Origin of the sequence: Rubricella aquisinus (genome assembly GCF_014199445.1) — a bacterium.
Taxonomy (GTDB): Bacteria; Pseudomonadota; Alphaproteobacteria; order Rhodobacterales; family Rhodobacteraceae; genus Rubricella; species Rubricella aquisinus.
On the sequence record NZ_JACIJS010000004.1, the window covers coordinates 252,311 to 274,176 of the forward strand.

The following is a 21,866-nucleotide window of genomic DNA, read 5'->3' on the forward strand; positions in this document are numbered from 1 at the left end:
GCCGCTCGTTCCTCGGACCTTGACCCACGGCCGAATCGCGGGACTAGGCTCCTTTGAAACGGCGCGCGATTTCGGTAGCGATTTCGCCAGAGGCATCGACACGCTCTGTCTGAAACGGGGTTGCCGGGCCATCGAGGGTGCGCAGCGCCCCGCGCGCCTCCATCCGGTCGAGAAACCGGGTGAGTTTCGCCTGCAACCGGTCCGGGCGAAACACATGGAGCGGCGCGCCGGACAGGCATGCCTCAGACACCATGTTATGGCTATCGCCCGTGACGATAAGCTGATCGGCGGTGGTCAGCACCTCAAGATACGGGTTCGCCCCACTGCCATTCCAATACCATGCATTGGGCAGTGCCGCGCGGATCGCCTTGGCCAAGGCATCGGGCGTGCGGCGCGACGGGACGACCATAGCCTGCTGCCCGCCCACGCCAGCCGCGATTGCGGCGGCACATTTCTGAGCATGGGCGCCATCATACGTCACCGATCCCGAATCGCCGCCGAGGATCACGCCGATCCGAGGCGCCTGCAGCGCGGCGAAGCGCGCCTTGCCGCTGTCGGACGCTTTGTTCAGCACATCTTGAGTAAAGGGATGCGGGCCGGTATCGGTGCAAAACACATTCGCCCCTGCGATATCGTCATGCACAGGCGCCCAGATCAGATCAATCGCCCGGTCCATGATCCGTGGATTTTTCAAGAACACGGTGAAGGTTGCCGGATGCGCCCGTTTGATCGCCCGCAGATACGGGACCGTCCGGCGGCCCGACGCGATCACAAGTGCCGGAAAAGGCGGGGCAATGGGGCTGCCCGCCCGGCTGGGGTGGTCCCGTGGCGGCACCGGGCCGCGCGGGCTGAACCAATCCCAAGGGGCGCTCGGTGCCACCACGCGCTCCTCCACATGGTGCGACAAGCGCCGCGCCACGCCGCGGCATTGCACCAGATCGCCGATCTTTCCATCGGTGATCACCCAAATGTGCGCATCCCCTAGCATCCTGCCTCCCATGGGCCTTATATAGCGGCCAAATACAGATCACGAGGGAAGTCCCATGTCCGATACGCGCCACGTCAAACTCCTCATAATCGGTTCCGGCCCTGCGGGCTATACCGCGGCTGTCTATGGCGCGCGTGCGATGCTGAACCCGGTGCTCATTCAGGGCATCCAGCCGGGGGGACAGCTCACCATAACGACGGAGGTCGAAAACTGGCCCGGCGATACCGAGGTGCAGGGCCCCGACCTGATGGTACGGATGGAGGAGCACGCCCGCGCCATGGGGACCGAAATCATCTCCGATCATATCATGGCGCTTGATCTGGACAGCCGACCGTTCAAGGCCGTGGGTGACAGCGGCACGACCTATACCTGTGACGCGCTGATCCTTGCCACGGGCGCGCAGGCAAAATGGCTCGGCATGGACAGCGAAGAAGCGTTCAAGGGCTTTGGCGTGTCCGCCTGCGCGACCTGCGATGGGTTCTTTTATCGCGGCAAGGAGGTCGTGGTGGTCGGTGGTGGCAACACCGCGGTGGAAGAAGCGCTGTTCCTCACCAACTTCGCGTCCAAGGTCACGCTGGTGCACCGCCGTGATGAATTGCGGGCAGAGAAAATCCTACAGGACCGCCTGTTCAAGAACCCCAAGATCGAAACCCGCTGGTTTGAGCAAATCGACGAAATCCTCGGCACCGATCAGCCCAAAGGCGTGACGGGTGTGCGGCTGAAAAACACCAAATCGGGCGAATATAGCGAGATTGCCTGCGATGGCGTGTTTATCGCCATCGGCCATGCGCCTGCCTCCGAATTGGTGCAAGGCAAGCTGGAAATGCATTCGGGGTCTTACGTTAAAACCGCGCCCGACAGCACCGCAACCTCTATTCCCGGTGTGTTTGCAGCGGGCGACCTGACGGATGACAAATATCGTCAGGCGGTGACGAGTGCGGGCATGGGCTGCATGGCTGCCCTTGAGGCTGAACGCTTCATCGCAGAGCAAGAGGCCGCCGCGTCCGAGGATGCAGCGTGACCCGGCCCCAAACCGTCATCTGCATGAAATGGGGCACGCGATATGGCCCTGAATACGTCAACCGGCTCTATGCCGCGGTGATGCGCAACACGACGCGACCGACGCGGGTGGTGTGCTATACCGATGACGCGACGGGGCTGGTTGAGGGGATTGAGCCCTATCCGCTGCCCGAGATTGAGTTGCCAGAAGAATGGCGCTGGAAACCATGGCGAAAAATGTCGCTGTGGCAGGAGAACCTTGAAGGGGTCGAGGGCGATTGCCTGTTCCTTGATTTGGACCTGTTGATCACCGGCAATCTGGATGATTTCTGGGATTACAAACCGGGCACCTTTTGCGTGATCCTGAACTGGACACAGAAAGCGCAAAAGATCGGCAATACCTCCTGTTTCCGGTTCCATGTGGGGCAAGCGCCGGAACTCTATCATCAGATTCAGGATGATTTCTGGCCCAACAAAAAGAAATACCGCAACGAGCAGGACATGATCACGCGCCAGTTGGACGTGGTGAATTTCTGGCCCGCTGAATGGTGCGTCAGCTTCAAACACACGCTGATGCCGCCTTGGCCGCTCAATTTCTTTCAGGCGCCAAAACTGCCGAAAGACGCGAAAATTGTTGTCTTTACCGGAAAGCCGGACCCAGAGGACGCGGTGATCGGTCATTTTCCGGTGAAATCCGCGTGGAAGAAACTCTACAAACATGTCCGCCCGACCCCGTGGATCGCGGAACACTGGAAAGAATAGCGCGGCCAAGTGCCTCTTTTTTCCCAAAATACCTCCCGCCGGAGGCTTCCACAGCAGCCGTTGGAGCCTCCGGCGGGAGGTATTTGACGAAAAAAGAAATCAGTCGTAGCCGCGATATCCGACCCGATCATGGGAAAAGATGCCGGGGCCCTGCGCGATCCTGAATGCCTGCGCGCGCCACCAGCGGCTGTTGAGTTCCATCTCAAGGTTTTTGTGCCCGTTGATCCGGCGACGGGTCGGGGTCTGATCGGCTTTTGCGATGATCACGTCGTTGAAGAAATCGCGGCGCAAAAGGCAGGGATTGTTGCTCCATGTTTGCCACCGGGATGTCGTCATATTCCAGCCCGGTGCGATTTCTTGAAGGGCGAAGGGCGCGCGTTGGGCCGCATCCTCGAACAAGCGGATGCCGCGGGCGGCCATGCGGCGCGCCTTGAACGGGCGCAGGATACGGCGAAGCCGGGCCGTCATGGTGTCGGCACCTTCCGGGAAAAAGGCATGGTATTTTGCCTGAAAAAACGGCTCACCCGGCTCTTTCCGGCTGCGCAGCATCACGATATCGGCCTGTCCGGTGTCGATCAGGGATCGCGCGTGGGCAAGTTCGCTTGCCGTGGTCTCAGGCGATGTAATGATCTGGAAGTCGTTTTCATTGGGCAGGATCAAGTCTGTGCGCATCGCGCGCCCCAGCGCCTGAAACCCGCCGAAAATGCCCAGATTTTCGCGGCTGGTCGCCACCTCATAGCCCGCATTGCGCGCAACCGCGACGCTGTCGGCATCGCCCTCCTGTACGAAGACGAGGCGCTGATCCACCAGCGGCCACAGCCCGCCCGCTTCATGGCTCTGCAAGGTCCGATCCAGATTGGCCGGGGAGCGCCATGTCAGAACACCGATGCCAAGGCTGCTCATGGACAGAAACCTTCATTTAAGCTGCACTGCAACATTGCTTTTTCACAAGAGATCGGCCATGAGGCCCGCATCACCAATTCCACTCTGTAGAAAAACCCAGGCCCGCTGTCATGAACCTCGCCCACGCCCCTCTCCCAGAACTCTACGTCTCCCCCGATAGCGCATCCAAGCTCAAGCTGGAAGCGGCTGATCTGCCGTCATGGGATTTGACCGCACGGCAGGTCTGCGATCTGGAGCTGTTGATGAATGGCGGGTTCAACCCGTTGCGCGGCTTTTTGAGTGAGGCGGATTACGACAGCGTGGTCGAAACGATGCGCCTGACGGATGGGTCGCTGTGGCCGATGCCGATCACGCTCGATGTGACGGAGAAATTCGCCGAAGGTGTTGCGCCCGGTCAGGATATCGCCCTGCGTGACCCGGAAGGGGTGATCCTCGCGATCCTCTCGGTCTCCGACAAATGGGTGCCGAACAAGGCGCGCGAGGCGGAGAAGGTGTTTGGCGCTGACGATCTGGCGCATCCGGCGGTGAACTATCTGCATAACGTTGCGGGCAAGGTGTATCTTGGCGGGCCGATCACCGGCATTCAGCCGCCCGTGCATTACGACTACCGCGCCCGGCGCGACACGCCGAACGAGCTGCGCGCCTTTTTCCGCAAGATGGGCTGGCATCGGGTTGTGGCCTTCCAGACCCGCAATCCGTTGCACCGCGCGCATCAGGAACTGACCTTCCGCGCCGCGCGGGAGGCACAGGCAAACCTGTTGATCCATCCCGTCGTCGGCATGACCAAGCCTGGCGATATCGACCATTTCACCCGCGTGCGCTGCTATGAGGCGGTGCTGGACAAATATCCGGCCTCGACCACCTCCCTCAGCCTGTTGAACCTTGCCATGCGCATGGCAGGCCCGCGGGAGGCCGTGTGGCACGGGATCATCCGCAAGAACCACGGCTGCACCCATTTCATCGTGGGCCGCGATCACGCCGGACCGGGCAAAAACAGTCAGGGCGAGGATTTCTACGGCCCCTATGACGCGCAGGACATGTTCAAGGCGCATCAGGACGAGATCGGCATCGAAATGGTCGATTTCAAACACATGGTCTGGGTGTCGGAGCGGGCGGAATATCAGCCCATCGACGAGGTGCAGGAGGGGCACACGGTGCTCAACATCTCCGGCACGGAACTGCGCCGCCGCCTGCAAGAAGGGCTGGAAATCCCTGAATGGTTCTCCTTCCCCGAAGTGGTCGCGGAATTGCGCCGCACCAAGCCCGCACGCTCAAAGCAGGGCTTCACGCTGTTTTTCACGGGCCTCTCCGGCTCCGGTAAATCCACGATTGCGAATGCGGTCATGGTCAAGCTGATGGAGATGGGCGGCCGCCCGGTGACGCTGCTCGACGGTGACATCGTGCGCAAAAACCTGTCTTCCGAACTGGGCTTCTCCAAGGAGCACCGCGATCTGAACATCCGCCGGATCGGTTATGTCGCGTCCGAGATCACAAAGAATGGCGGGATTGCGATCTGCGCACCCATTGCGCCCTACACCGCCACCCGCCGCGCCGTGCGTGAGGAGATCGAAGCGTTTGGCGCGTTCGTCGAAATCCATGTCGCGACCTCCCTTGAGGAATGCGAAAAGCGGGATCGCAAAGGGCTCTATAAGCTCGCGCGCGAAGGCAAGATCAAGGAATTCACCGGTATCTCTGACCCTTACGAGGCGCCCGAAAATCCCGAACTGCGCCTTGATACCGCCGGGCTTGAGGTGGATTACTGCGCGCAACAGGTGATCCTGAAGCTCGAAAGCCTTGGCCTGATCGCGGCGTAAGCGAAGCGACAGAACTGGTTTGGCCAAGACGCGCTTGAGTAGTGCCTTGGGACAACACGGGCGGCATTTATCTGCCGCCCGAAGTGTTTGGTCTTGATGGTGGGGTGTCCATCGGCGGGCGGGACACAGGGTGCATGACGCCCCAAACACCATAGCTTTCCCATCAGGCAATCGGCACCGTTACGCGCGGGGATCAGATCACGATTGGCCCTTCAACGCGTGCCATGCGTCGAATTGGGAAAGAAAAACCTCCCCATTCAGTTGCTCAATCACATGCGATCGGTTCAGCCTGTCCATGACGGGGCCTTTCACCTCGGACAAATGCAGACCCACTCCCATATCGCCGAGGCGGGCGTTGATGGCTTCCAAACTTTCGAGCGCCGAATAGTCGACCTCATTGACGGCTGAGAAAAGCAGAACGACGTTTTTTACCGCTGAGCCCGTGGCAACGCGGCTTTGGATCAAATCCTCCAGAAAGCGCGCATTCACAAAATAGAGGCTTTCATCGACCCGGAGGGTCACAAGGCTCGGGTCGATTTCCACCTCATGACGGTGGATGTTGCGGAAATGCTGCGTGCCGGGAACAAGGCCCACTTCCGCAACATGGGGGCGCGATGTTTTATAAAGATGGAGCAGCACGGAAATCGCAACACCTGCGCCCACGCCAATCTCCACACCCAGCCCGAGCGTGAGGAGGATCGTCGCGGCGACGGCGGTAAAATCGGCCCGTGAATAGCCCCACGTCTTTTTCAGGATCGACAGGTCCACAAGGCTCAGCACCGCCACGATGATCGTCGCGGCCAATGTGGCGTTGGGCAGGTAGTAGATGAGTGGCGTAAGACTGACAGCAGCAACCGCCAACCCCATCGCCGTGTAAATGCCCGCAGCCGGTGTCGCAGCACCAGCGTCGAAATTCACCACCGATCGTGAAAAGCCGCCCGTGACCGGAAATCCCCCCGTGAACGCCGCGCCGAGATTGGCAGCACCCAGCCCGATCAACTCCTGATCAGGGTCGATGCGCTGGCGTTTCTTTGCGGCAAGTGTCTGGGCCACGGAAACACTTTCGACAAACCCGATCACCGAGATGAGGAGAGCAGGCACCAGCAACGCCCCCACGAGATCAGGCGCAAAGCTGGGTAGGGTCAGCGGCGGCAGGCTTTGCGGGACGGCGCCGACGATCTGAACCCCAAGGCCCTCCAGATCAAAGCTCCAGACAGCCAAGGTTGATGCAACCACGGCCACCACCGGCCCGCCTTTGGCCAGAAAATCGGCCAGTGTTGGGCCAATTCCGATTCGCCTGAGGAGCGGCTTGAGGTTGCCCCGGACCCAGACCAAAAACCCGATAGCGGAAAAGCCGACGGCCATGGTGATCCAATTTATCTGATCAAGATGGGCGATCATGGACCAGAGCATTTCCGGCAAAGTATGCCCATACGCGCTGATGCCAAGGATGTGCTTAAACTGGCTCAGGGCAATCAGGATGCCGCTTGCCGTGATAAAGCCCGCGATCACAGGGTGGCTCAGGAAGTTAGCCAAAAACCCAAGTCGCAACACGCCCAGCAGCAACAAGATGCCACCTGACAGGAATGCCAGCGTCAGGGCGGCCACAGCATAGCCCGCCGTACCTTGCTCCGCGACGTGTCCAATGGCTGAGGCCGTCAGCAATGACACGACCGCGACTGGCCCGACGGCGAGCGCGCGCGAGGTGCCAAAAACCGCGTAGAGCACAATCGGCGCAATCGAGGCATAGATCCCCGCCTCCGGTGGCAAGCCCGCGAGCATAGCATAGGCAAGGCTTTGGGGGATCAGCATGATCGTCACGATCACCGCCGCGATCATGTCATTGGAGAAGGAAGACCGGTCATAGGACCGTCCCCAGTCAAGGATCGGCAAAAAGCGGCGAGGGTTTGTCATGGGAACTGCTTTAGACAGGGGTGGATGGCGCGCCATGGGGCGCGCCTTTGGATGGTCCGCTTGTGAGGGTCTGCACGTTTAGGATTCCGATGTCAGAGCGCGTTCACGGGCACTTTGAGCATCGGGTTCCCGTCCTTGTCCGTTGGCACTTCCCCCGCCCGCATATTCACTTGAAGCGATGGTATGATGAGCTTCGGCATGGCAAGCTGCGCGTCCCGCTCGGTCCGGTACCTGACGAATTCCTCTTTCGTCTTGTTGCCGCCGACATGGATGTTGTGCAGTTTCTCGTCTTTGACGGTTGTTTCCCACTGAATGTCCCGCCCATTGGGGCCGTAATCGTGGCACATGAACAATCGCATCTCATCAGGCAGGCTCAGCACCTTCTGGATACTGTCATAAAGCACTTCAGCCGACCCGCCCGGGAAATCGGCGCGCGCGGAGCCGCCATCGGGCATGAACAGCGTGTCCCCCACAAAGGCGGCATTGCCCATCACATGGACCATACAGGCGGGCGTGTGGCCGGGCGTATAGATTGCAAACGCCTGCATGTTGCCGATCATGTAGGTGTCGCCGTCCTCGAACAGCGCGTCGAATTGGCTTCCGTCCCGTTGGAACTCTGTCCCTTCGTTAAAGACCTTGCCGAAGGTTTCCTGCACCACGGTGATTTTGGCCCCGACGCCGATTTTGCCGCCCAGTCTGTCTTGGATATACGGTGCGGCGCTCAGGTGATCCGCATGGACATGGGTCTCTATGATCCATTCAAGCGTCAGACCTTGGCTCTCAATCTGTCGGATCAGCGCGTCGGCATGGCCGAAGGTGATACGGCCCGCCGCGTAATCAATGTCCATCACGCTGTCGATGATGGCAGCCGAATTGCTGGTCGGATCTTGCACGATATAGCTGATCGTGTTGGTGGCATCATCAAAGAAGGCCTGCACCTTGGGGGTGATGGTCATGTTGACAGGATAAGTCATCTTTCTCCGCTCCTTTCGCGGTGGCCAATGGGATTGCTTCAGACAGCAGCCCGGTGATCGCCTTATGGGTCAAAGGATCACTTGCCGTTTCGCCAACGCGCCAAGGCCCCGCCGAAGACCGGAGCCGACGCCAACAGCAACAAGGAAAAGCACCACCTCCCAGCGACCCGTACCAAGCGCCGGGATCGCCGCACCGGGACAAAAGCCCGCAGTACCCCAGCCGATGCCAAAAAGCGCCGCGCCCCCAATGAGATTGCGGTCAATAACGCTCGCGTTGGGTGCCTGAAATTCAGTTGCGAACAGCGGGGCATTCCGGCGCCAAACAAGGCGGTAGCCGATGAAGGTCACGACCAAAGCGCCCCCCATCACGAAAGCCAAGCTCGGATCCCAACTGCCAGCAACATCAAAGAAATTCAGGACCTTAGCCGGATCCATCATGCCAGACACCGCAATGCCTGTTCCAAACACCAGACCGGTGAGCAAAGCATAGATATGTTTCATGTCTCAGGCTCCTATGACGTGGCGGATGATAAAGACGGTCAGTGCAGCGGTGGTCATAAAGACCGGCACGGCAACGAGGGATCGGGCGGACAGTCGCGAAAGGCCGCAAACGCCATGACCCGAGGTGCAGCCGGACCCGAGGCTGGCACCAAACCCGACAATAACGCCCCCAATGGCGATCATGGCCGGGCTGACCGGGACGTTGACCTCCGGCAGGGTTCCCGTCACCAAAAAGACGAGGCCCGGGGCCAAAACCATGCCCGTGACCAGCGCGGCACGCCAGCCGAACTCCTCCCGATCTTCCACGAAAAGCAGGCCAGACAGGATGCCGGTCGCGCCGAGGATGCGACCAAGGCCAAGCATCAGGAGGACGGCCCCCAATCCAATCGCCAGCCCGCCACCAAAAGACGCAAAGGGGGTAAATTCAGTCACCATCGTTACACCCGGCACGTATTGAAGCCAAAAAGCGCATAGATTGGGCAGATGCGTACTGCCGCGACAATCAGCATGACCCCACCCAGGATCGCTGCGCCGTATTTGAAGAGACCGCCATCAAACAAAGGCAGCCCGCTCAAGAAAGCGAGGTAGAACAATCCAAGGCCGAGTGCGGCGCGCAGGATACGGTCAATCGTTCCAACATTCATCGTCATTAGTGTCTCCATTCAATATGATCTGGAGAACAGGTATGACGCCACCGGCGCGCCTTCAGTGACATTGTCACTTAAGTCGAAGATTCTTCGCTCAGCGGCTTTCTGCGAGGGCGCGGAGGGTCGGTTTGTCGATGAGCGCGATACGTCCGCGCGATTGGGCGATCATATCGCGCTTTTGGAAATCAGACAGCACGCGGCTTACGACCTCCCGGGCCGTTCCCAATTCGCTTGCGAGTTGTTGATGGGTCGCGGTGACCTCTTTCATGTCACCCGCCAAATCAAGCAACCGTTCGGCGAGACGCACATCCATATGCCCAAAAGCCACATCATCCACGACGCGGAGCAAATCAATAAGGCGTCGCGAGTAGGCCGCGAAAATAAACTTGCGAAAGGCCTCTTCTTCGGAGGCTAATTGGTCAAAGGCGGGCTTGGGGAGCACGATTGCGGTGATGTCTGTTTCCGCGATCCCTTCGGCGTTATAGGCCTCCTCAGCCAACATGCAGGCGGTCGTCAGCACACAGCTTTCCCCCGCATCGACCCGGTAGAGCACGATCTCTCGCCCCGAGTCCGAGCTTTGAGAGACGCGAATGCGACCTTCGTAAAGAAAAAGGAGACTGTCTGGCACGTTCACGGGGCCGAATACCTGCGCGCCTTTGGTCATTTTTATGACGCGCGCGACCCGGACCAACCGATCTCTGACCGATCGTGGCAAGGCGGCGGTGCCTTGGAACCGTTCTGTCCAATCTGGAATCATCGGGCGGTCCTTAGTGAAGCGACAGTTCCTGCATCACGTCATGCCGCCCTTTGGTCACGGGTGTCGGGGTGCCGAGGCCACGGATGCCAGCCCATGCAATCGCGGCGCGCATGACGTTTGAACCCTCAAATGGAAAAAACCGACCCTCGGGCCGGCTTTTCCTTCGTTTTGGACCGTTACCCCAGATGGGCGGAGAGGAGCCACGCGAATTTTTCGTGCACCTGACCACGACCAATGGCGAGGTCTTGGGTCAGCAGATCGCCATGCTCTTCGGCAACAGCGGCGGTCCCGGCAAGGGTTTCTGCCACGGTGCGCTGTGCGGCAGCGAGGGCTGCGATCATTTCCTTGTCAGTGCCATGGCCAGTGAATTCGTCCACCTTGGATGCCGCGACCATATCCGCGAGCACCCCATTGGCATGGCCGCCAATCGCCTTAACCCGCTCGGCAAGGTCATCCTGCGCTGTAAAGTGATCCTCATAGATTTCCTGAAACAGGGCATGCAGGGGGCCAAACGCCATGCCGGTGACGTTCCAGTGAAAGTTTTGCGCCATCATCGTGGTCACAACGGTTTCTGCGACGGCTTGGTTGAGCGCCTCGCAAATGGCTTCCTGTGCAGAGGCCGACAGGCTTTGTGCCGTTTGGGTCATGTCATATTCCTTAGTAAATTCATATAGTTTGTACGTGCTGGCGATGGCTTGCATGTCCTTCAACATGTAGCACATCCGCTCGCTCCGCCAAACCATTAAGGAGGAACATGACCTGTCTGCGGCTGAATTTGGGAACGCGTCGCGAAATCAGGAACATCACGCTCGCGCCATCGCCCGCCCTGATCCGCTCAAGGCAGCGCAAAATCCAGTCCTCATCAAAGGACCGCTCAGCAGTACCAGGGTGGAACAGGACCAAAGGCTGGCCAACCTCGCGCCCCAGCGTGCGCAACAGCGCCTGCGCATAAGCGTCAAACGCGACCGACCGATCCGACGACAACAACGTGCAGGCGGTGAACAAATCCAGCCGCCGTTGCGCGCGGGAGCGGCGCATCACACGCCGAAGCCGCTCCAGAACCGGATCCGATTCGGGGCGGTGGGGCAGTGTGGTGACCTTCTGAAAGGCAAGCATGTGACGATTCCCGTGTGTACCTGACAAAAAGTATCAGCTAATTGCCCGCGTGCAAGCGGGGCGGTTTGTCACAGTTTCAAAAAGCGACGATTGGGCCGCGCACGGCCCCGCGCCGCCCTCCTCAAACAGCGCGCGGCCTGTCACCTGTTTTGATCCGGCTTTCAAAGGTCAAGGTTGCCCCGTCATCGGGCGCGCAGATCCGGTTGCCCAATCCGGCCCTCTCGGCGGCGGACGCAACCTCGTCGCGCGTCACAAGGCAATGATTGATCGCGCCAAGGTGGTTGGCCACAACAACACCCGGCGTCAGCCGCGCCAGCGCAATCATGTCCGCAACCCCCATGATCACTGGTCCCCCAATGTCGAAGCGGGCATCGCCTGCCGGGGCGACGATGACATCGGGCGTCTGCGTGCGAACGATCTCTTTGATGGGCTCGGTCAGGAGGGTGTCTCCGGTCAGATACAGGGACGGCTCGCCGGGCTGTTTGATGAGGTAACCCGCGCCATGCTCCATGAACGGACCGATGATCCCGCGCCCATGGCGACAGGGCGTCGTCTGGATCGTTCCTGTAAGAAAGCCTTGCGCGCGCGCGTCGTCCCGTTTCAGCGGCACGACATTCAGGCCCTTTTGCTTGAGGAAGGGCATGTCGCGCGGCGTGCAGAACACCGGTATCTGTCGTTTGCGCAGCCACCGTTTGGCGGCGGTGTCGAAATGATCGAAATGCCCGCGCCGGCAATGGGTGATCAGGCAATGGGTGGCGGTTTCCATCAGCGCCATCGCGCCCTCGGGCAGATCAACCGTCGGATTGCGCCCCTTTGCCTTGAGAAACGTCATCGTCGGGAACGCGCCCTTCCGGGCCAACATAGGATCGACCAAAAGCCGCACGTCATCATATTCGACAAGGATGGTTGCGTTGCGAATCTGGTGAATTTTCATCATCTGGCCCTCTTGCTGCGGTCCCTGTTGTAGCGCGGCGGGGATTGCGGCAATATGGCAGGAAATGACAATTAGAGTTCAATTTACGCCATGTCCGATCCGCATCACGTTGGGCTGATCGCCTTTGACGGCAGTATGCTGGCCGGATTGCTGGCCTTCGCCGATATCCTCCATGCTGCCAACAGGCTCGCGGATGCGCCCCGGTTCCGCGTGTCGCTTATCTCTGCCCATGAGGACAACCCATCGCTCCACCATCCCCTCGCGGCCAAGGAGGGGGCGGGTGATCCACCTTATGACACGCTGGTCGTGCCCGGCTTCTGGGCGGAATCCCTGCGCGATATCTCACAGGGGATCGAGCGCTCCCACAGCGTTTTGCGGCGCTTTGGCCCGATCTCACCAGATCAGATCATTTGCGGGTATTGCGCGGGGGTGTGCCTGCTGGCGGAGGCGGGCCTGTTGGCGGAGCGCGGCGCGACCGTGACATGGTGGGTGCAGGGCTATATGCGCCAGAAATACCCAAACGTGGATTGGCAGACCGATCTGGATTTCGTGCAAGACCGCAACATCGTCACGGCGTCCGGCGCGATGGGTTATGTCCCCCTGTCACTGTGGCTGGTGAAGCGGTTTGCGGGGGAGGACGTGATGCGGGACGTGTCTCGGTTCATGGTGCTGCCCCGCCCGCCGGTTGCGCATGACGCGTTCCGCCATGCCGCGCTGATTGACCAACCGACGGCCCTGACTCGCCGCCTGCACACGCTTGTCCGGGGTCTACCCGCGACCGATCTGTCTGCGGCGGCTTTGGCCGATGCGATGGGCATGTCCGAACGCACCTTGGCGCGCCGGGTTCAGCAGGACACCGGGCAGGCGTTGGGCCAATGGGCGCGCGGGATCAAACTGTCTCAGGTTGCGCAACGGCTGGCGGAAAGCACGCAAAGCCCCGGCGCGATCTGCGCGGAGTTGGGCTTTTCAAGCGAGCCAAACCTGCGGCGCATGTTCAAGGCGACGACCGGCATGACCTTGAGCGAATACCGCCGCAGCTTTGGCCGATTTGCGCGGTAAATGGCGCAGCGCGCGCCGGCTTGTGCCGCGGTGGGCGCAACGAAAGGGATGCTCTACCGGTCGCGCAGCCGATCCGCGCGACCGAAGAAATTGCTCAAACAGGGGCGTCACGCCGCCAGCGGCAGTGCCGTGCTGTCCCATGCAAGGCCGGGCCGGTAGCGGGCATCGACCTGTCCATCTTTCAGCGTGAACAGATGCAGCCAGCCATTGTCGAACAGATCGCGCACGCCGGGGTGCCGCTCCAGCACATCTGTGATCGCCTCACGCGGGGCCTCGATCATGACGGACAGGCGCAATGGATCATGCATCAGCCGCTCCCCGTCATGGACTGCCTGCCATGGCAGGCCTGGGCGCAGACGACCCGAATTGCCCTCGATTACGCCAATGCCGCCCACGACATTGTGGATCAGCTTGTTGCCCGCGCCGAACACGCCCGGCATCACGGAGGAGCCGTAATATTGCAGGCTGATCCAGCTTGCCACGACCACAGGTGCGGTGATGATCAGCTCCAACGTGCCGAAACCGTCATCCGCCTGCCAGTCATAGCTGTGCAGGAATGCCCGCCCGCCAAGGTCTTTGCCCGCTGTGGCGGTGCGTGGGGCAGCGATGAAGGCGGCGCAGCCCGCCAGCCCCCACTCGGGGCGCACTTCGGCCCAGTTCAGCGCGCGTTCCGCCACGGTCAGCGGCGTGGCACCGGGCAGGGTGGTCGCGCGTTCTGCCCGTGCGATGGTTCCGGCCTGTTTCAGCCAGCCCTTGATCCGGCGCAGATCGTCGCCGCGCGATGACGGCAGGCCATCCTCATAGATCGTGATCTCATCGGTGGTCGTGTCATGCAGCCCGGCGACGAACAGCGTGTCATCGGGCACGGTGATCTTGCGTTCGGCAAGGCCCGCGCGGGTTTCAGGATCGTTCAGCAGGGCGGCAAGCAGCCGCGCGGAAACCTCGCCAGTATAGCCTCCACATGCGCCACAGTGATAGGCGCTCTCATGCGGGTTGTTCGTGACATGCCCGCCATGGCCAAGCAGCAGGATGACCTCCCCATGGCCTTTGGTCAGGCTCATGGCCCCCAGAACGGCGGCGGCCGTGTCGGCCTTGGCCGTCGCGTCCATGCCGCCCACGACCTGCGGCGCGGGTGCGGCAGGGGCGGGTTTGTCGCCCATGCCCAGCGCGTCCTTCAAGAGCTTTCCGGCATAAACCGGCCCGGCTGCTTCGACAAAGGCGAAGGAGGACACCGCCGCCTGCCGGAACCGCCCCCATGCCCGCGCGGTGCGCGCCGCGATGCGGGTTTCCTCCTCATCCGCCGGTTTGGCGTGGCTCGTGGTCTCGACACCGGGGTTCAGCAGCACCGGAAGATGCGCCTCGACCACATCGGAGCCATGGGATTTATGCGCCAACGGCAGGCCGAAAAAGCCCGCAAAGCCGATGGTCTCCACCCCCGGATCGACGCTTTCAAGCGCCCGGCGGAACACTTCGGACCGCACGTCGATGCAGAACGCCGCCTGTAGCGCGGGCCGCTCCCCCGGCTGGGTTGGTCCGCTCAGTGCGGATGTGAGCGTGCGCTGATGCGCCCGTTCGGCGGCCTCTTGCGCGATGGAAAGGGCGATGTCCTGCGGCGTTGGCGTGATCGGTTCCGCATGAGAGGCGACCATTGCGGCCCATGCCTCCGCCACCTCCGGCGCGTGGGCCAAAAGGGCTTCCTCCCAGATCAGGCGGATCGCCAGAAGGTCAGCCAGCGTACGGTCGCTCGTGCCCGCAAGCTCGGCCTGCCACAACAGCCAGCGCGCGTGCTGCGACCAGCCGCCAAGGTCCATGTAGAGCCGGTGAAACACTGTCTCCGCTGACGCTTCGCTGAGGCCAAGCGCCTCGGACGCGCGCAGGATGGCACGCTCCGGCGTGTCGGGGGCGGCGGCCACATGGGCGCAAAAGCCCGAAAGCCCCGCCACTTCTGGCGTCAGGTCATGGGTGGCCCAGGATTGCCATGCGGCGAACGCGTCCTGCCCCGGTGCGGGCGACCACAGTGCCTGACCGCGATCAAACTGACCTGCGGCCCACAGGCCCACGGTTTTCTCGATGATGGAGGGCCAGTCGATGCCGGTCGCCGCAGCGGCAAGGTCGGCCACGGTGGCGCGGGCGCGGGTGGTGGTGCCTGCGTCCTCGTCCAGCAGGGCGCGCAGGGCTGCAACGCTCGCGGGTTTATCCACGGCAGGTGACGCGGCAAGGGCTGCGGTCAGGTCCTCCTCCGTCATTTGCCCATCGGCGAGCATCTGGCGATAGACCGCGCCGGATTGCGTGGCGCGCACGCCCGCGACCCGCTGCAACCGCGCGGAAGCGGTCGCAAGGTCCTCGCCCGTCTGGCCCAGAAACGGGTTCACGGCCACGGTGGCCTCCAGCGGGAAGGCAGGCGGGATGCGGCGGCCAGCGGCCTCTGCGGCGGTCAGGATCATTGAGGTGTCAGCAGGGGCGATCTGTGCGTCAGTGTCGAGCATCGGTGTCTCCATGATCTCAGTTGGACGATGTGCGGCGAAAGCCACCAATCGCGCGATCCAAAAGGGCGTTGAGGTAGAACCCGTTTGCGAGATGCACCCGCAATCCGGCCGTGGCAGGGTGATGCGCCCAGAGCGGGAACAGCGCTTGTGCGAAGGCCACAAGCCCAAAGGACGCGACAGCCAGCACGATCAGCGCCCATTCCAGCGGGCCGGGGACCGGCGCCATCGGCAGGGCCGGACCCCAAATGGCCTGCGCCACTGCCTGAAACCCGAAATAGGCCACCGCCGCGGCAAGCGCCGTGAGCGCCGTGCGCTTGGTCAATTCGCGCGGCGCAAGATCGGCAAGGCCCTGCGCCACCAGATAGGCGACGCCAAAGATCAGGATGCCACCAAGCGCCAGCGCCTGCGCTGTTTTTGGCCCCGTCACAGCGGTGAACACCGTCGCGATCAGCGCATAAAGCGCCACGGCAAGCGCGAAGGATTTGAGCACCGCACCCACATTCGGCACCGCGATCGGACCGGGCCGGCGCAGCCCCGCCACCGCCTGCACCGCGCCACCGGAGGACAGGAAAGCATGCGCCTTATAAAGCGAATGCGCCAGAATATGCAGCAGCGCCAGCGCCCAAAGTCCCAGCCCGCATTGCAACAGCAAAAATCCCATCTGCGACACGGTGGACCACGCAAGGGAGGTTTTCACGGCACTCTGGGTCAGCATCACCGCCGCGCCGAACAGGGCGGTAAAGCCACCGATCATCACAAGGGCCGCCATCGCGCCGGGGCTATATTGCACCAATGGGGACAGGGCGATCAGCAGCACGCCACCCGAATTGATGATCCCGGCATGAAGGAGGGCCGACACGGGCGTCGGCGCTTCCATCACTTCGGTCAGCCAGCCATGCAGGGGGAAGGCTGCGGTCTTGAGCGCGGCGGCAAGCACGATCAGGAAAACCGCGATGGACGCGCCGGTGGTCAGGCCCTGTGCGCCCGCAGCCTCGGCAATCCCGCTCAACACCCCCGTGCCATAGCTGGAGATCAGCAAGAGGGCGGCAAGGAACAGCACAAGGTCCGCGCCATGCCAGACAAGCGTGAATTTCGCCGCCGCGCGCTGCGCCTCTGGCCGGTCGGCATAGAACAGCAGCAATTGCCGCAGCCCCAGCCCAACCACCAGCGTGGACAGGATCAGCACCATCAGGCTACCCGATTGCACGAAAATGAGCACGGCCGCGAGCGTCGCCAGCATCAGCGCATGAAACCGCCCCTCATCCGCCTCACCATCCAGATAGGTGCGGCTATACCGGATCACGACCCAGCCGATAAAGGCGACAAGCAGCGTCAGCGTGATATTGACCAGATTGGCCTGAAGCGTCAGCGCGCCGCCACCTTCGCTTGTGGACAGCACCGCTGGCCCGGCGACGGCAAGCTGGACCAAGCCCAACACCGCAAGTGCGAGTGCGCCAAGGGCTGCGTATTCAGACAGGCGCGGCACGGCCTCTGGCCTGCGACCGGGCATGCGCCACGCATATGCGGACATAGCCACAAGAACCAGCGGTGAAAGAAACGACATCGAGACCATGAAACCCTCCGTATCCGGCTTGAGGCCGCACCATAGGGGAGGGGTTTTCTAAAATAAAATATGCATTATAGGATCAATCGTTCTGTTTGAGAGAACGATTTTGATGTGAAACCTAGACAATTTTTGCGCCCCTGTCGGTGATCACGCGGCAAGGCGGCTCCAGATGCTCGACATGACCTGACCCATCGGCTGGTCCCGGCGGCGGATCGCGAAAATCTCTGTCCGGCGGGGCGGATAGCCTTCGACCGCGAGCGGCACAAGCTGCCCGGTGGCCAGCTCGTCCCCCATCATATGCTCGGGGATGCCGCCCCAGCCCAGCCCGGCGAGCAGGATGGATTTCTTCGCCTGAAAATCCGATACGGTCCAGCGTTGTCCGCCTGATAAAAGATCGCGGCTCTGTTCGTAATCGCGCCCGCCGGTGCCGGACACGACGACTTGCGTGTAGGATTGCATCGCGCGGCGCGAGCGTATGCCGGGCAACTGCGCGGGCGGAAAGGTGGGGCTGGCAACGGGCTGGATCGTTATGCTGCCAACGGGGAGTGTTTCCACCAGATCAATCGGCACGCCATCCAGCCCCGCCACGATCATGTCCGCCTCGCCCCCCATGAGACGCGCGAGCGGACCGCCCATCATCTCGGTCGCGACGCGGATATGCGTGCCGGGGAATTGGCGGCCCACCTCCCCCAGAACCGTCAGGATCGGGTCAAGCGACATGGTGGCTGACATCGCGATGGAGATCATCGGCTCTTGCTTGCTCGCCAGCCCAGCGGCCACCGCTTTCAACCCATGGACCTGCTCCAGAACGCGGGTTGTCTCGCGATAGAAAATCTCCCCCTCGGGCGTCAAACGGGGGCGGTAGCTTTCGCGGGAAAAGAGGTCGAACCCCAGTTCGTCCTCCAGCTTGCGGATCTGGTGGCTGACCGCCGATTGCGCCTTGTTCAGCCGATCCGCTGCCGCGCGGAACGTGCCTGCTGCGACAATGGCATCGAGCGCGATGAGTTGGTCCAGCGTCATTCACCCTCACATGATCGAGAAAACAGATCGAAATCTTGAAAACACGATATTATCAATTGTTCCTCTGCGGCGCTAGACAGGATGGGCAAACACCGTTCGGAGCCGTTTTGACCCATGCCCGCACCGCCTCTCATCTGCCTGCGGCCCATGGGTCAGGCCCGTATCCGGCTTTATTCAGGCGTGACAAAAGGATCCGCACTATGAGCACACAACATGACGCTGAAATCGACGCCCTCCTTGGGCGCTATTTCGACGGTCTCTATCATTCCGACAGCAGCGTTTTGCGCACCGTCTTCCATACCGACCTGTCCTATGTGAACGGGACGGACGGCACCTATGAGACCATGGGCCTTGAGGATTACATGGCGCGGATCGACGCCCGCACCCCGCCCGCATCGCGCAATGACCCCCGCGAGGAAGTCGTTGAACGCATCGCGCTCAAAGGGGACCGGATCGGCATCGTCGAGGCGCGCATGACCATGCTGGGCCGCAACTATCAGGATCTTCTGACCCTCATCAACACGGATGAAGGATGGCGCGTCCTGACCAAGGTTTTCTCATTTGTCGAACGAAAGGACTGACACAATGCCCTATGTAAACATCAAAGTGACCCAAGAGGGCGGCCCCAACGGCACCGGCCCCTCATCCGAGGAAAAGGCGCAGCTTATTGCGGGGGTGACGCAGCTCTTGCAGGATGTGCTGGGAAAGAACCCGGCGACCACATTCGTTGTGATCGACGAGGTGCCGCTCGATAACTGGGGGATGCAGGGCCAACAGGTCACGCAGATCCGCGCGAAACAGTCCTGAGCCAGCGCGGCACAGGACGCACAGGGTCCATGACCCCCGGCGCGCCGATCGCGCGCCGGATTTGAGGGGAGACGCCGCATGTTTCGTCCCATTCGGATCGAACCGCGCCCGAAACCGTCAGCCGCCCTCGGGCAGGCCCGGCCGGGCGGGACGGCGGTCACGATGCCGCAGCACCCGCATTGGTTCGCGCAGCCAAGCGGGTCTGGCCATGTCCTGTTGCCCAGCCTTCCCCGCGTGCAGGACGGTCCGCCCTTGCGGAGGGTCGGATGACGCCCGGCCCCGATGATAGGGACGTGCTGGCGGGCTATGCGTGGATGGCGCTGGCCGTGCTCATTTGGGCGGGGTGGCTGGTGCTGACCTCCTCCGGGCGCACGACCGCCTTGTCTGTTGTTGATCTGGCGGGGTTGCGCGCGCTGATCCCTGCGGTGCTTCTTGCGCCGCTCTTGTGGCACCAGCGGGCGAAAGTCAGGCAATTGGGCCTGTTGCGCTGCCTGACATTGACCGCCTATGGCGCGCCATTCACGATTTGCGTGGGCTATGGGCTGAAATTCGCGCCCGTCGCCCATGCGGGGGCGCTGGTGCCGGGGTTGATGCCCGTGATGGCGGCGCTCCTTGGCCTTGTGTTTCTTGGGCAGCGGCTGGTCCGGCGGCAGATGCTGTCGATCGCGCTGATCCTCACGGGGGCGATGGCGATCCTTGCCCATACCCGGATCGCGCCGGGCACGGATCAGCTATTGACCGGGCATGTGCTGTTTCTGGCAGGGGCGGTCTGTTGGGCGTCCTTTACGGTGACGATGCGCAACTCTGACATCTCCCCCTATCTCGCGATTGGGGTTGTGGGCACGTTGTCCTCTGTGGTGCTGGTCCCGGTTTGGGTGCTTGGTGATCTGTCGAATATCCGCGCGGCGGGCCTGCCCGATATCGCGTTTCAGGCGATGTTTCAGGGGGTTCTGTCGGGTCTCGTGTCGCTTTTTGCCTTTGGTCGCGCGCTGCACCTTCTGGGCGCACGCGCGGCGGCATTGTCCGCACTGGTGCCCGGCACAGCGGCGCTAATGGCGATCCCGGTCTTGGGGCAGTGGCCGGGTCTGGTGGAGGTGCTGGCGCTGATCGTCGTGATTGCCGGTCTTGTCATCGGGGCCACCGGATCGGCACAGGCCCGCGCGGTGGGGCAGGCGGCGCGCATGTCGCGGGAGCAGCGCCATGAGCCGTGAGCAAACCACCAAAATTCGCCCGTCCCGCATGTGGCAAACACTCCGGCGGGAGGCGCGTGCCATGGGTGCGGCAGAGCCGTTTCTCGCGCCGATGCTCAACCGCACGATCCTGATCCCCCGAACATTTGAGGAGGCGCTCGCCGCGCGGCTTGCGTTTGACCTGACGGCCAGCAAGACGAGTGAGGGGATGTATCAGATCCTCCTTCTTGACGTGATGCGCGACGCGCCGGATATCATCACGGACACGGCACTTGATCTGAGTGCGGTCCACGCCAATGACCCGGCCTGCCGCACGCACCTTCATGCGTTTCTGAATTATAAGGGATTTCATGGGGTGCAGGTGCACCGGATCGCGCATCGGCTGTGGATGACGGGGCGGCGGGAGCTTGCCGCATGGCTATCAAACCGCGCATCGCTGGTGTTTGGGCCGGATATTCACCCCGCCGCACAGCTTGGCGCGGGGATCATGCTTGATCACGGGTCGGGCATCGTGATCGGGGAGACAGCGGTGGTCGAGGATGACGTGACGATTCTGCAAAACGTGACCCTTGGCGGGACGGGTAAGGTGCTTGGCGACCGGCATCCAAAGGTGCGGCAGGGCGTGATGATCGGGGCAGGCTCGAACATCATCGGCAATATCGAGATCGGCGCATGTGCCAAGGTGGGCGCGGGCAGTGTGGTGCTGGAGGACGTGCCGCCCGGATGCACCGTCGCGGGTATCCCCGCGCAGGTCGTGCGCCGCACCCCGGTGACCGCACCGAAACCCCGGCCCAAGCCGCGACGCAAACGGGTCAAGGCACCCACCGCGCCCGCAGACCCGCATGCCACGCAAGAGCGGCTGATCGCGGCATTTCAAGCGCATGGTGGCGACTAGGCGCGCCCGTCTATTCCGGCGCGCGGTCCTCTTCGGCTGCCATCAGTTTGCGCAATCCCGCATCAAGGGCCGCGATTTCCGTATCTGAAAGGGGTGCCAGCAGCGCGGCTTGCGTTTGGGCATGGTCAGCGACGGCCTTGTCGATCAGCGCGAAGCCTTTATCCGTCAGTTGAACCACCGCGCGCCGGGCGTCGTCGGGATCGGGCGCGCGGCTCACAAGCCCCTGCTTGACCAGTTGATCAATACGGTTCGTCATCGTGCCGGATGTGATCATCATCGCAGCCATCAACGCCCCGGGTGACAGCGCATGGGGCGGGCCGGACCGGCGCAAAGTGGCCAGCACGTCAAACCCTGCGCCATTCAACCCATGCCGGGCGAACGTCTCCCCCATCCGGCGCGCGTGATGATGATAGACGCGCGACAGCCGCCCGATGGGCCCCATTGCCGTCACATCAAGGTCGGGGCGTTCGGCGCGCCATTGCGCGAAAATTCGGTCTACTGCGTCCATGGGGGGAGGCTATCAGACAGTTATC

At 62.0% G+C, this 21,866-nt stretch carries 24 protein-coding genes; 9 read left to right on the forward strand and 15 right to left on the reverse strand.

What is annotated here, in order from left to right; all coding sequences use genetic code 11:
* Nucleotides 1-43: 43 nt before the first annotated feature.
* The gene (locus FHS89_RS08035) at nt 44-988 is read right to left on the reverse strand and encodes a mitochondrial fission ELM1 family protein (RefSeq protein ID WP_184010423.1); all 945 of its coding nucleotides are present in this window, start codon (nt 986-988) and stop codon (nt 44-46) included.
* Nucleotides 989-1,043: 55 nt separating this feature from the next.
* Between FHS89_RS08035 and trxB the strand changes: the two genes are divergently transcribed.
* On the forward strand, nt 1,044-2,009 hold the full coding sequence (trxB, locus tag FHS89_RS08040) for a thioredoxin-disulfide reductase (RefSeq protein WP_184010426.1): 966 nt from the start codon (nt 1,044-1,046) through the stop codon (nt 2,007-2,009).
* Nucleotides 2,006-2,749 carry a glycosyl transferase gene (locus FHS89_RS08045; protein WP_221229320.1) on the forward strand — a complete coding sequence of 248 codons (744 nt, stop codon included), beginning with the start codon at nt 2,006-2,008 and terminating at the stop codon, nt 2,747-2,749. Before trxB ends, FHS89_RS08045 begins: the two co-directional genes overlap by 4 nt.
* Nucleotides 2,750-2,848: 99 nt before the next feature.
* On the opposite strand, the gene FHS89_RS08050 is transcribed toward FHS89_RS08045, so the two are convergent.
* Entirely contained in the window at nt 2,849-3,652 is an 804-nt protein-coding gene (locus FHS89_RS08050; protein ID WP_184010429.1) for a hypothetical protein, read from the reverse strand.
* Between the two features lie 110 nt (nt 3,653-3,762).
* On the opposite strand from FHS89_RS08050, the gene FHS89_RS08055 reads away from it, so the two are divergent.
* Nucleotides 3,763-5,466, forward strand: a complete 1,704-nt coding sequence (locus tag FHS89_RS08055) for a bifunctional sulfate adenylyltransferase/adenylylsulfate kinase (protein ID WP_184010432.1) — start codon at nt 3,763-3,765, stop codon at nt 5,464-5,466.
* A 198-nt stretch (nt 5,467-5,664) separates the two neighbouring features.
* On the opposite strand, the gene FHS89_RS08060 is transcribed toward FHS89_RS08055, so the two are convergent.
* From FHS89_RS08060 to FHS89_RS08100, 9 genes are all read right to left on the reverse strand, one after another.
* On the reverse strand, nt 5,665-7,380 hold the full coding sequence (locus tag FHS89_RS08060) for a SulP family inorganic anion transporter (protein ID WP_184010434.1): 1,716 nt from the start codon (nt 7,378-7,380) through the stop codon (nt 5,665-5,667).
* Between the two features lie 92 nt (nt 7,381-7,472).
* Nucleotides 7,473-8,354 carry an MBL fold metallo-hydrolase gene (locus FHS89_RS08065; protein ID WP_184010437.1) on the reverse strand — a complete coding sequence of 294 codons (882 nt, stop codon included), beginning with the start codon at nt 8,352-8,354 and terminating at the stop codon, nt 7,473-7,475.
* Nucleotides 8,355-8,423: 69 nt separating this feature from the next.
* Nucleotides 8,424-8,855, reverse strand: a complete 432-nt coding sequence (locus FHS89_RS08070; protein ID WP_184010440.1) for a DUF6691 family protein — start codon at nt 8,853-8,855, stop codon at nt 8,424-8,426.
* A gap of 3 nt (nt 8,856-8,858) precedes the next feature.
* Complete coding sequence (locus tag FHS89_RS08075) at nt 8,859-9,290, reverse strand: YeeE/YedE family protein (RefSeq protein ID WP_184010442.1); 432 nt, start codon at nt 9,288-9,290, stop codon at nt 8,859-8,861.
* A 2-nt stretch (nt 9,291-9,292) separates the two neighbouring features.
* Entirely contained in the window at nt 9,293-9,505 is a 213-nt protein-coding gene (locus FHS89_RS08080; RefSeq protein WP_184010444.1) for a YgaP family membrane protein, read from the reverse strand.
* 91 nt (nt 9,506-9,596) lie between these two features.
* Nucleotides 9,597-10,259, reverse strand: coding sequence for a Crp/Fnr family transcriptional regulator (locus FHS89_RS08085; RefSeq protein ID WP_184010446.1), 663 nt, complete (start codon nt 10,257-10,259; stop codon nt 9,597-9,599).
* A gap of 176 nt (nt 10,260-10,435) precedes the next feature.
* Complete coding sequence (locus tag FHS89_RS08090) at nt 10,436-10,906, reverse strand: Dps family protein (RefSeq protein ID WP_184010448.1); 471 nt, start codon at nt 10,904-10,906, stop codon at nt 10,436-10,438.
* Between the two features lie 19 nt (nt 10,907-10,925).
* Nucleotides 10,926-11,375, reverse strand: coding sequence for a hypothetical protein (locus tag FHS89_RS08095; RefSeq protein ID WP_184010450.1), 450 nt, complete (start codon nt 11,373-11,375; stop codon nt 10,926-10,928).
* A 121-nt stretch (nt 11,376-11,496) separates the two neighbouring features.
* The gene (locus FHS89_RS08100) at nt 11,497-12,309 is read right to left on the reverse strand and encodes an MBL fold metallo-hydrolase (protein WP_184010452.1); all 813 of its coding nucleotides are present in this window, start codon (nt 12,307-12,309) and stop codon (nt 11,497-11,499) included.
* 90 nt (nt 12,310-12,399) lie between these two features.
* Between FHS89_RS08100 and FHS89_RS08105 the strand changes: the two genes are divergently transcribed.
* The gene (locus tag FHS89_RS08105) at nt 12,400-13,368 is read left to right on the forward strand and encodes a GlxA family transcriptional regulator (protein ID WP_184010453.1); all 969 of its coding nucleotides are present in this window, start codon (nt 12,400-12,402) and stop codon (nt 13,366-13,368) included.
* 107 nt (nt 13,369-13,475) lie between these two features.
* On the opposite strand, the gene FHS89_RS08110 is transcribed toward FHS89_RS08105, so the two are convergent.
* The 3 genes from FHS89_RS08110 to FHS89_RS08120 form a co-directional block, all read right to left on the reverse strand.
* Nucleotides 13,476-15,854: a YbcC family protein gene (locus tag FHS89_RS08110; RefSeq protein ID WP_246413675.1), complete on the reverse strand. Its 2,379-nt coding sequence runs from the start codon at nt 15,852-15,854 to the stop codon at nt 13,476-13,478.
* Nucleotides 15,855-15,870: 16 nt separating this feature from the next.
* The gene (locus FHS89_RS08115) at nt 15,871-17,364 is read right to left on the reverse strand and encodes a proton-conducting transporter transmembrane domain-containing protein (protein ID WP_246413677.1); all 1,494 of its coding nucleotides are present in this window, start codon (nt 17,362-17,364) and stop codon (nt 15,871-15,873) included.
* 204 nt (nt 17,365-17,568) lie between these two features.
* Nucleotides 17,569-18,441, reverse strand: a complete 873-nt coding sequence (locus FHS89_RS08120) for a LysR family transcriptional regulator (protein ID WP_184010457.1) — start codon at nt 18,439-18,441, stop codon at nt 17,569-17,571.
* A 200-nt stretch (nt 18,442-18,641) separates the two neighbouring features.
* On the opposite strand from FHS89_RS08120, the gene FHS89_RS08125 reads away from it, so the two are divergent.
* The 5 genes from FHS89_RS08125 (at nt 18,642) to cysE (ending at nt 21,333) form a co-directional block, all read left to right on the forward strand.
* Complete coding sequence (locus tag FHS89_RS08125; RefSeq protein ID WP_184010459.1) at nt 18,642-19,022, forward strand: nuclear transport factor 2 family protein; 381 nt, start codon at nt 18,642-18,644, stop codon at nt 19,020-19,022.
* A 4-nt stretch (nt 19,023-19,026) separates the two neighbouring features.
* On the forward strand, nt 19,027-19,248 hold the full coding sequence (locus FHS89_RS08130) for a tautomerase family protein (RefSeq protein WP_184010461.1): 222 nt from the start codon (nt 19,027-19,029) through the stop codon (nt 19,246-19,248).
* Nucleotides 19,249-19,326: 78 nt separating this feature from the next.
* Nucleotides 19,327-19,518 (forward strand): hypothetical protein, encoded by a 192-nt coding sequence (locus FHS89_RS08135; RefSeq protein ID WP_184010463.1) that lies wholly within the window; start codon nt 19,327-19,329, stop codon nt 19,516-19,518.
* Entirely contained in the window at nt 19,515-20,459 is a 945-nt protein-coding gene (locus FHS89_RS08140) for a DMT family transporter (protein ID WP_184010465.1), read from the forward strand. Before FHS89_RS08135 ends, FHS89_RS08140 begins: the two co-directional genes overlap by 4 nt.
* On the forward strand, nt 20,449-21,333 hold the full coding sequence (gene cysE / locus FHS89_RS08145; protein ID WP_221229322.1) for a serine O-acetyltransferase: 885 nt from the start codon (nt 20,449-20,451) through the stop codon (nt 21,331-21,333). The genes FHS89_RS08140 and cysE overlap by 11 nt, the downstream gene beginning before the upstream one ends.
* A gap of 10 nt (nt 21,334-21,343) precedes the next feature.
* Here the strand turns inward: cysE and FHS89_RS08150 are convergent, their stop codons facing one another.
* The gene (locus FHS89_RS08150) at nt 21,344-21,841 is read right to left on the reverse strand and encodes a MarR family winged helix-turn-helix transcriptional regulator (protein WP_184010467.1); all 498 of its coding nucleotides are present in this window, start codon (nt 21,839-21,841) and stop codon (nt 21,344-21,346) included.
* Nucleotides 21,842-21,866: the final 25 nt, after the last annotated feature.

Bases quoted from the DNA above. Each gene is read 5' to 3' on its own strand.
- FHS89_RS08035 (WP_184010423.1), bottom strand. From the start codon at position 988: ATGCTAGGGGATGCGCACATTTGGGTGATCACCGATGGAAAGATCGGC.
- trxB (WP_184010426.1), top strand. From the start codon at position 1,044: ATGTCCGATACGCGCCACGTCAAACTCCTCATAATCGGTTCCGGCCCT.
- FHS89_RS08050 (WP_184010429.1), bottom strand. From the start codon at position 3,652: ATGAGCAGCCTTGGCATCGGTGTTCTGACATGGCGCTCCCCGGCCAAT.
- FHS89_RS08055 (WP_184010432.1), top strand. From the start codon at position 3,763: ATGAACCTCGCCCACGCCCCTCTCCCAGAACTCTACGTCTCCCCCGAT.
- FHS89_RS08060 (WP_184010434.1), bottom strand. From the start codon at position 7,380: ATGACAAACCCTCGCCGCTTTTTGCCGATCCTTGACTGGGGACGGTCC.
- FHS89_RS08065 (WP_184010437.1), bottom strand. From the start codon at position 8,354: ATGACTTATCCTGTCAACATGACCATCACCCCCAAGGTGCAGGCCTTC.
- FHS89_RS08070 (WP_184010440.1), bottom strand. From the start codon at position 8,855: ATGAAACATATCTATGCTTTGCTCACCGGTCTGGTGTTTGGAACAGGC.
- FHS89_RS08075 (WP_184010442.1), bottom strand. From the start codon at position 9,290: ATGGTGACTGAATTTACCCCCTTTGCGTCTTTTGGTGGCGGGCTGGCG.
- FHS89_RS08080 (WP_184010444.1), bottom strand. From the start codon at position 9,505: ATGACGATGAATGTTGGAACGATTGACCGTATCCTGCGCGCCGCACTC.
- FHS89_RS08085 (WP_184010446.1), bottom strand. From the start codon at position 10,259: ATGATTCCAGATTGGACAGAACGGTTCCAAGGCACCGCCGCCTTGCCA.
- FHS89_RS08090 (WP_184010448.1), bottom strand. From the start codon at position 10,906: ATGACCCAAACGGCACAAAGCCTGTCGGCCTCTGCACAGGAAGCCATT.
- FHS89_RS08095 (WP_184010450.1), bottom strand. From the start codon at position 11,375: ATGCTTGCCTTTCAGAAGGTCACCACACTGCCCCACCGCCCCGAATCG.
- FHS89_RS08100 (WP_184010452.1), bottom strand. From the start codon at position 12,309: ATGAAAATTCACCAGATTCGCAACGCAACCATCCTTGTCGAATATGAT.
- FHS89_RS08105 (WP_184010453.1), top strand. From the start codon at position 12,400: ATGTCCGATCCGCATCACGTTGGGCTGATCGCCTTTGACGGCAGTATG.
- FHS89_RS08110 (WP_246413675.1), bottom strand. From the start codon at position 15,854: ATGCTCGACACTGACGCACAGATCGCCCCTGCTGACACCTCAATGATC.
- FHS89_RS08115 (WP_246413677.1), bottom strand. From the start codon at position 17,364: ATGCCCGGTCGCAGGCCAGAGGCCGTGCCGCGCCTGTCTGAATACGCA.
- FHS89_RS08120 (WP_184010457.1), bottom strand. From the start codon at position 18,441: ATGACGCTGGACCAACTCATCGCGCTCGATGCCATTGTCGCAGCAGGC.
- FHS89_RS08125 (WP_184010459.1), top strand. From the start codon at position 18,642: ATGAGCACACAACATGACGCTGAAATCGACGCCCTCCTTGGGCGCTAT.
- FHS89_RS08130 (WP_184010461.1), top strand. From the start codon at position 19,027: ATGCCCTATGTAAACATCAAAGTGACCCAAGAGGGCGGCCCCAACGGC.
- FHS89_RS08135 (WP_184010463.1), top strand. From the start codon at position 19,327: ATGTTTCGTCCCATTCGGATCGAACCGCGCCCGAAACCGTCAGCCGCC.
- FHS89_RS08140 (WP_184010465.1), top strand. From the start codon at position 19,515: ATGACGCCCGGCCCCGATGATAGGGACGTGCTGGCGGGCTATGCGTGG.
- cysE (WP_221229322.1), top strand. From the start codon at position 20,449: ATGAGCCGTGAGCAAACCACCAAAATTCGCCCGTCCCGCATGTGGCAA.
- FHS89_RS08150 (WP_184010467.1), bottom strand. From the start codon at position 21,841: ATGGACGCAGTAGACCGAATTTTCGCGCAATGGCGCGCCGAACGCCCC.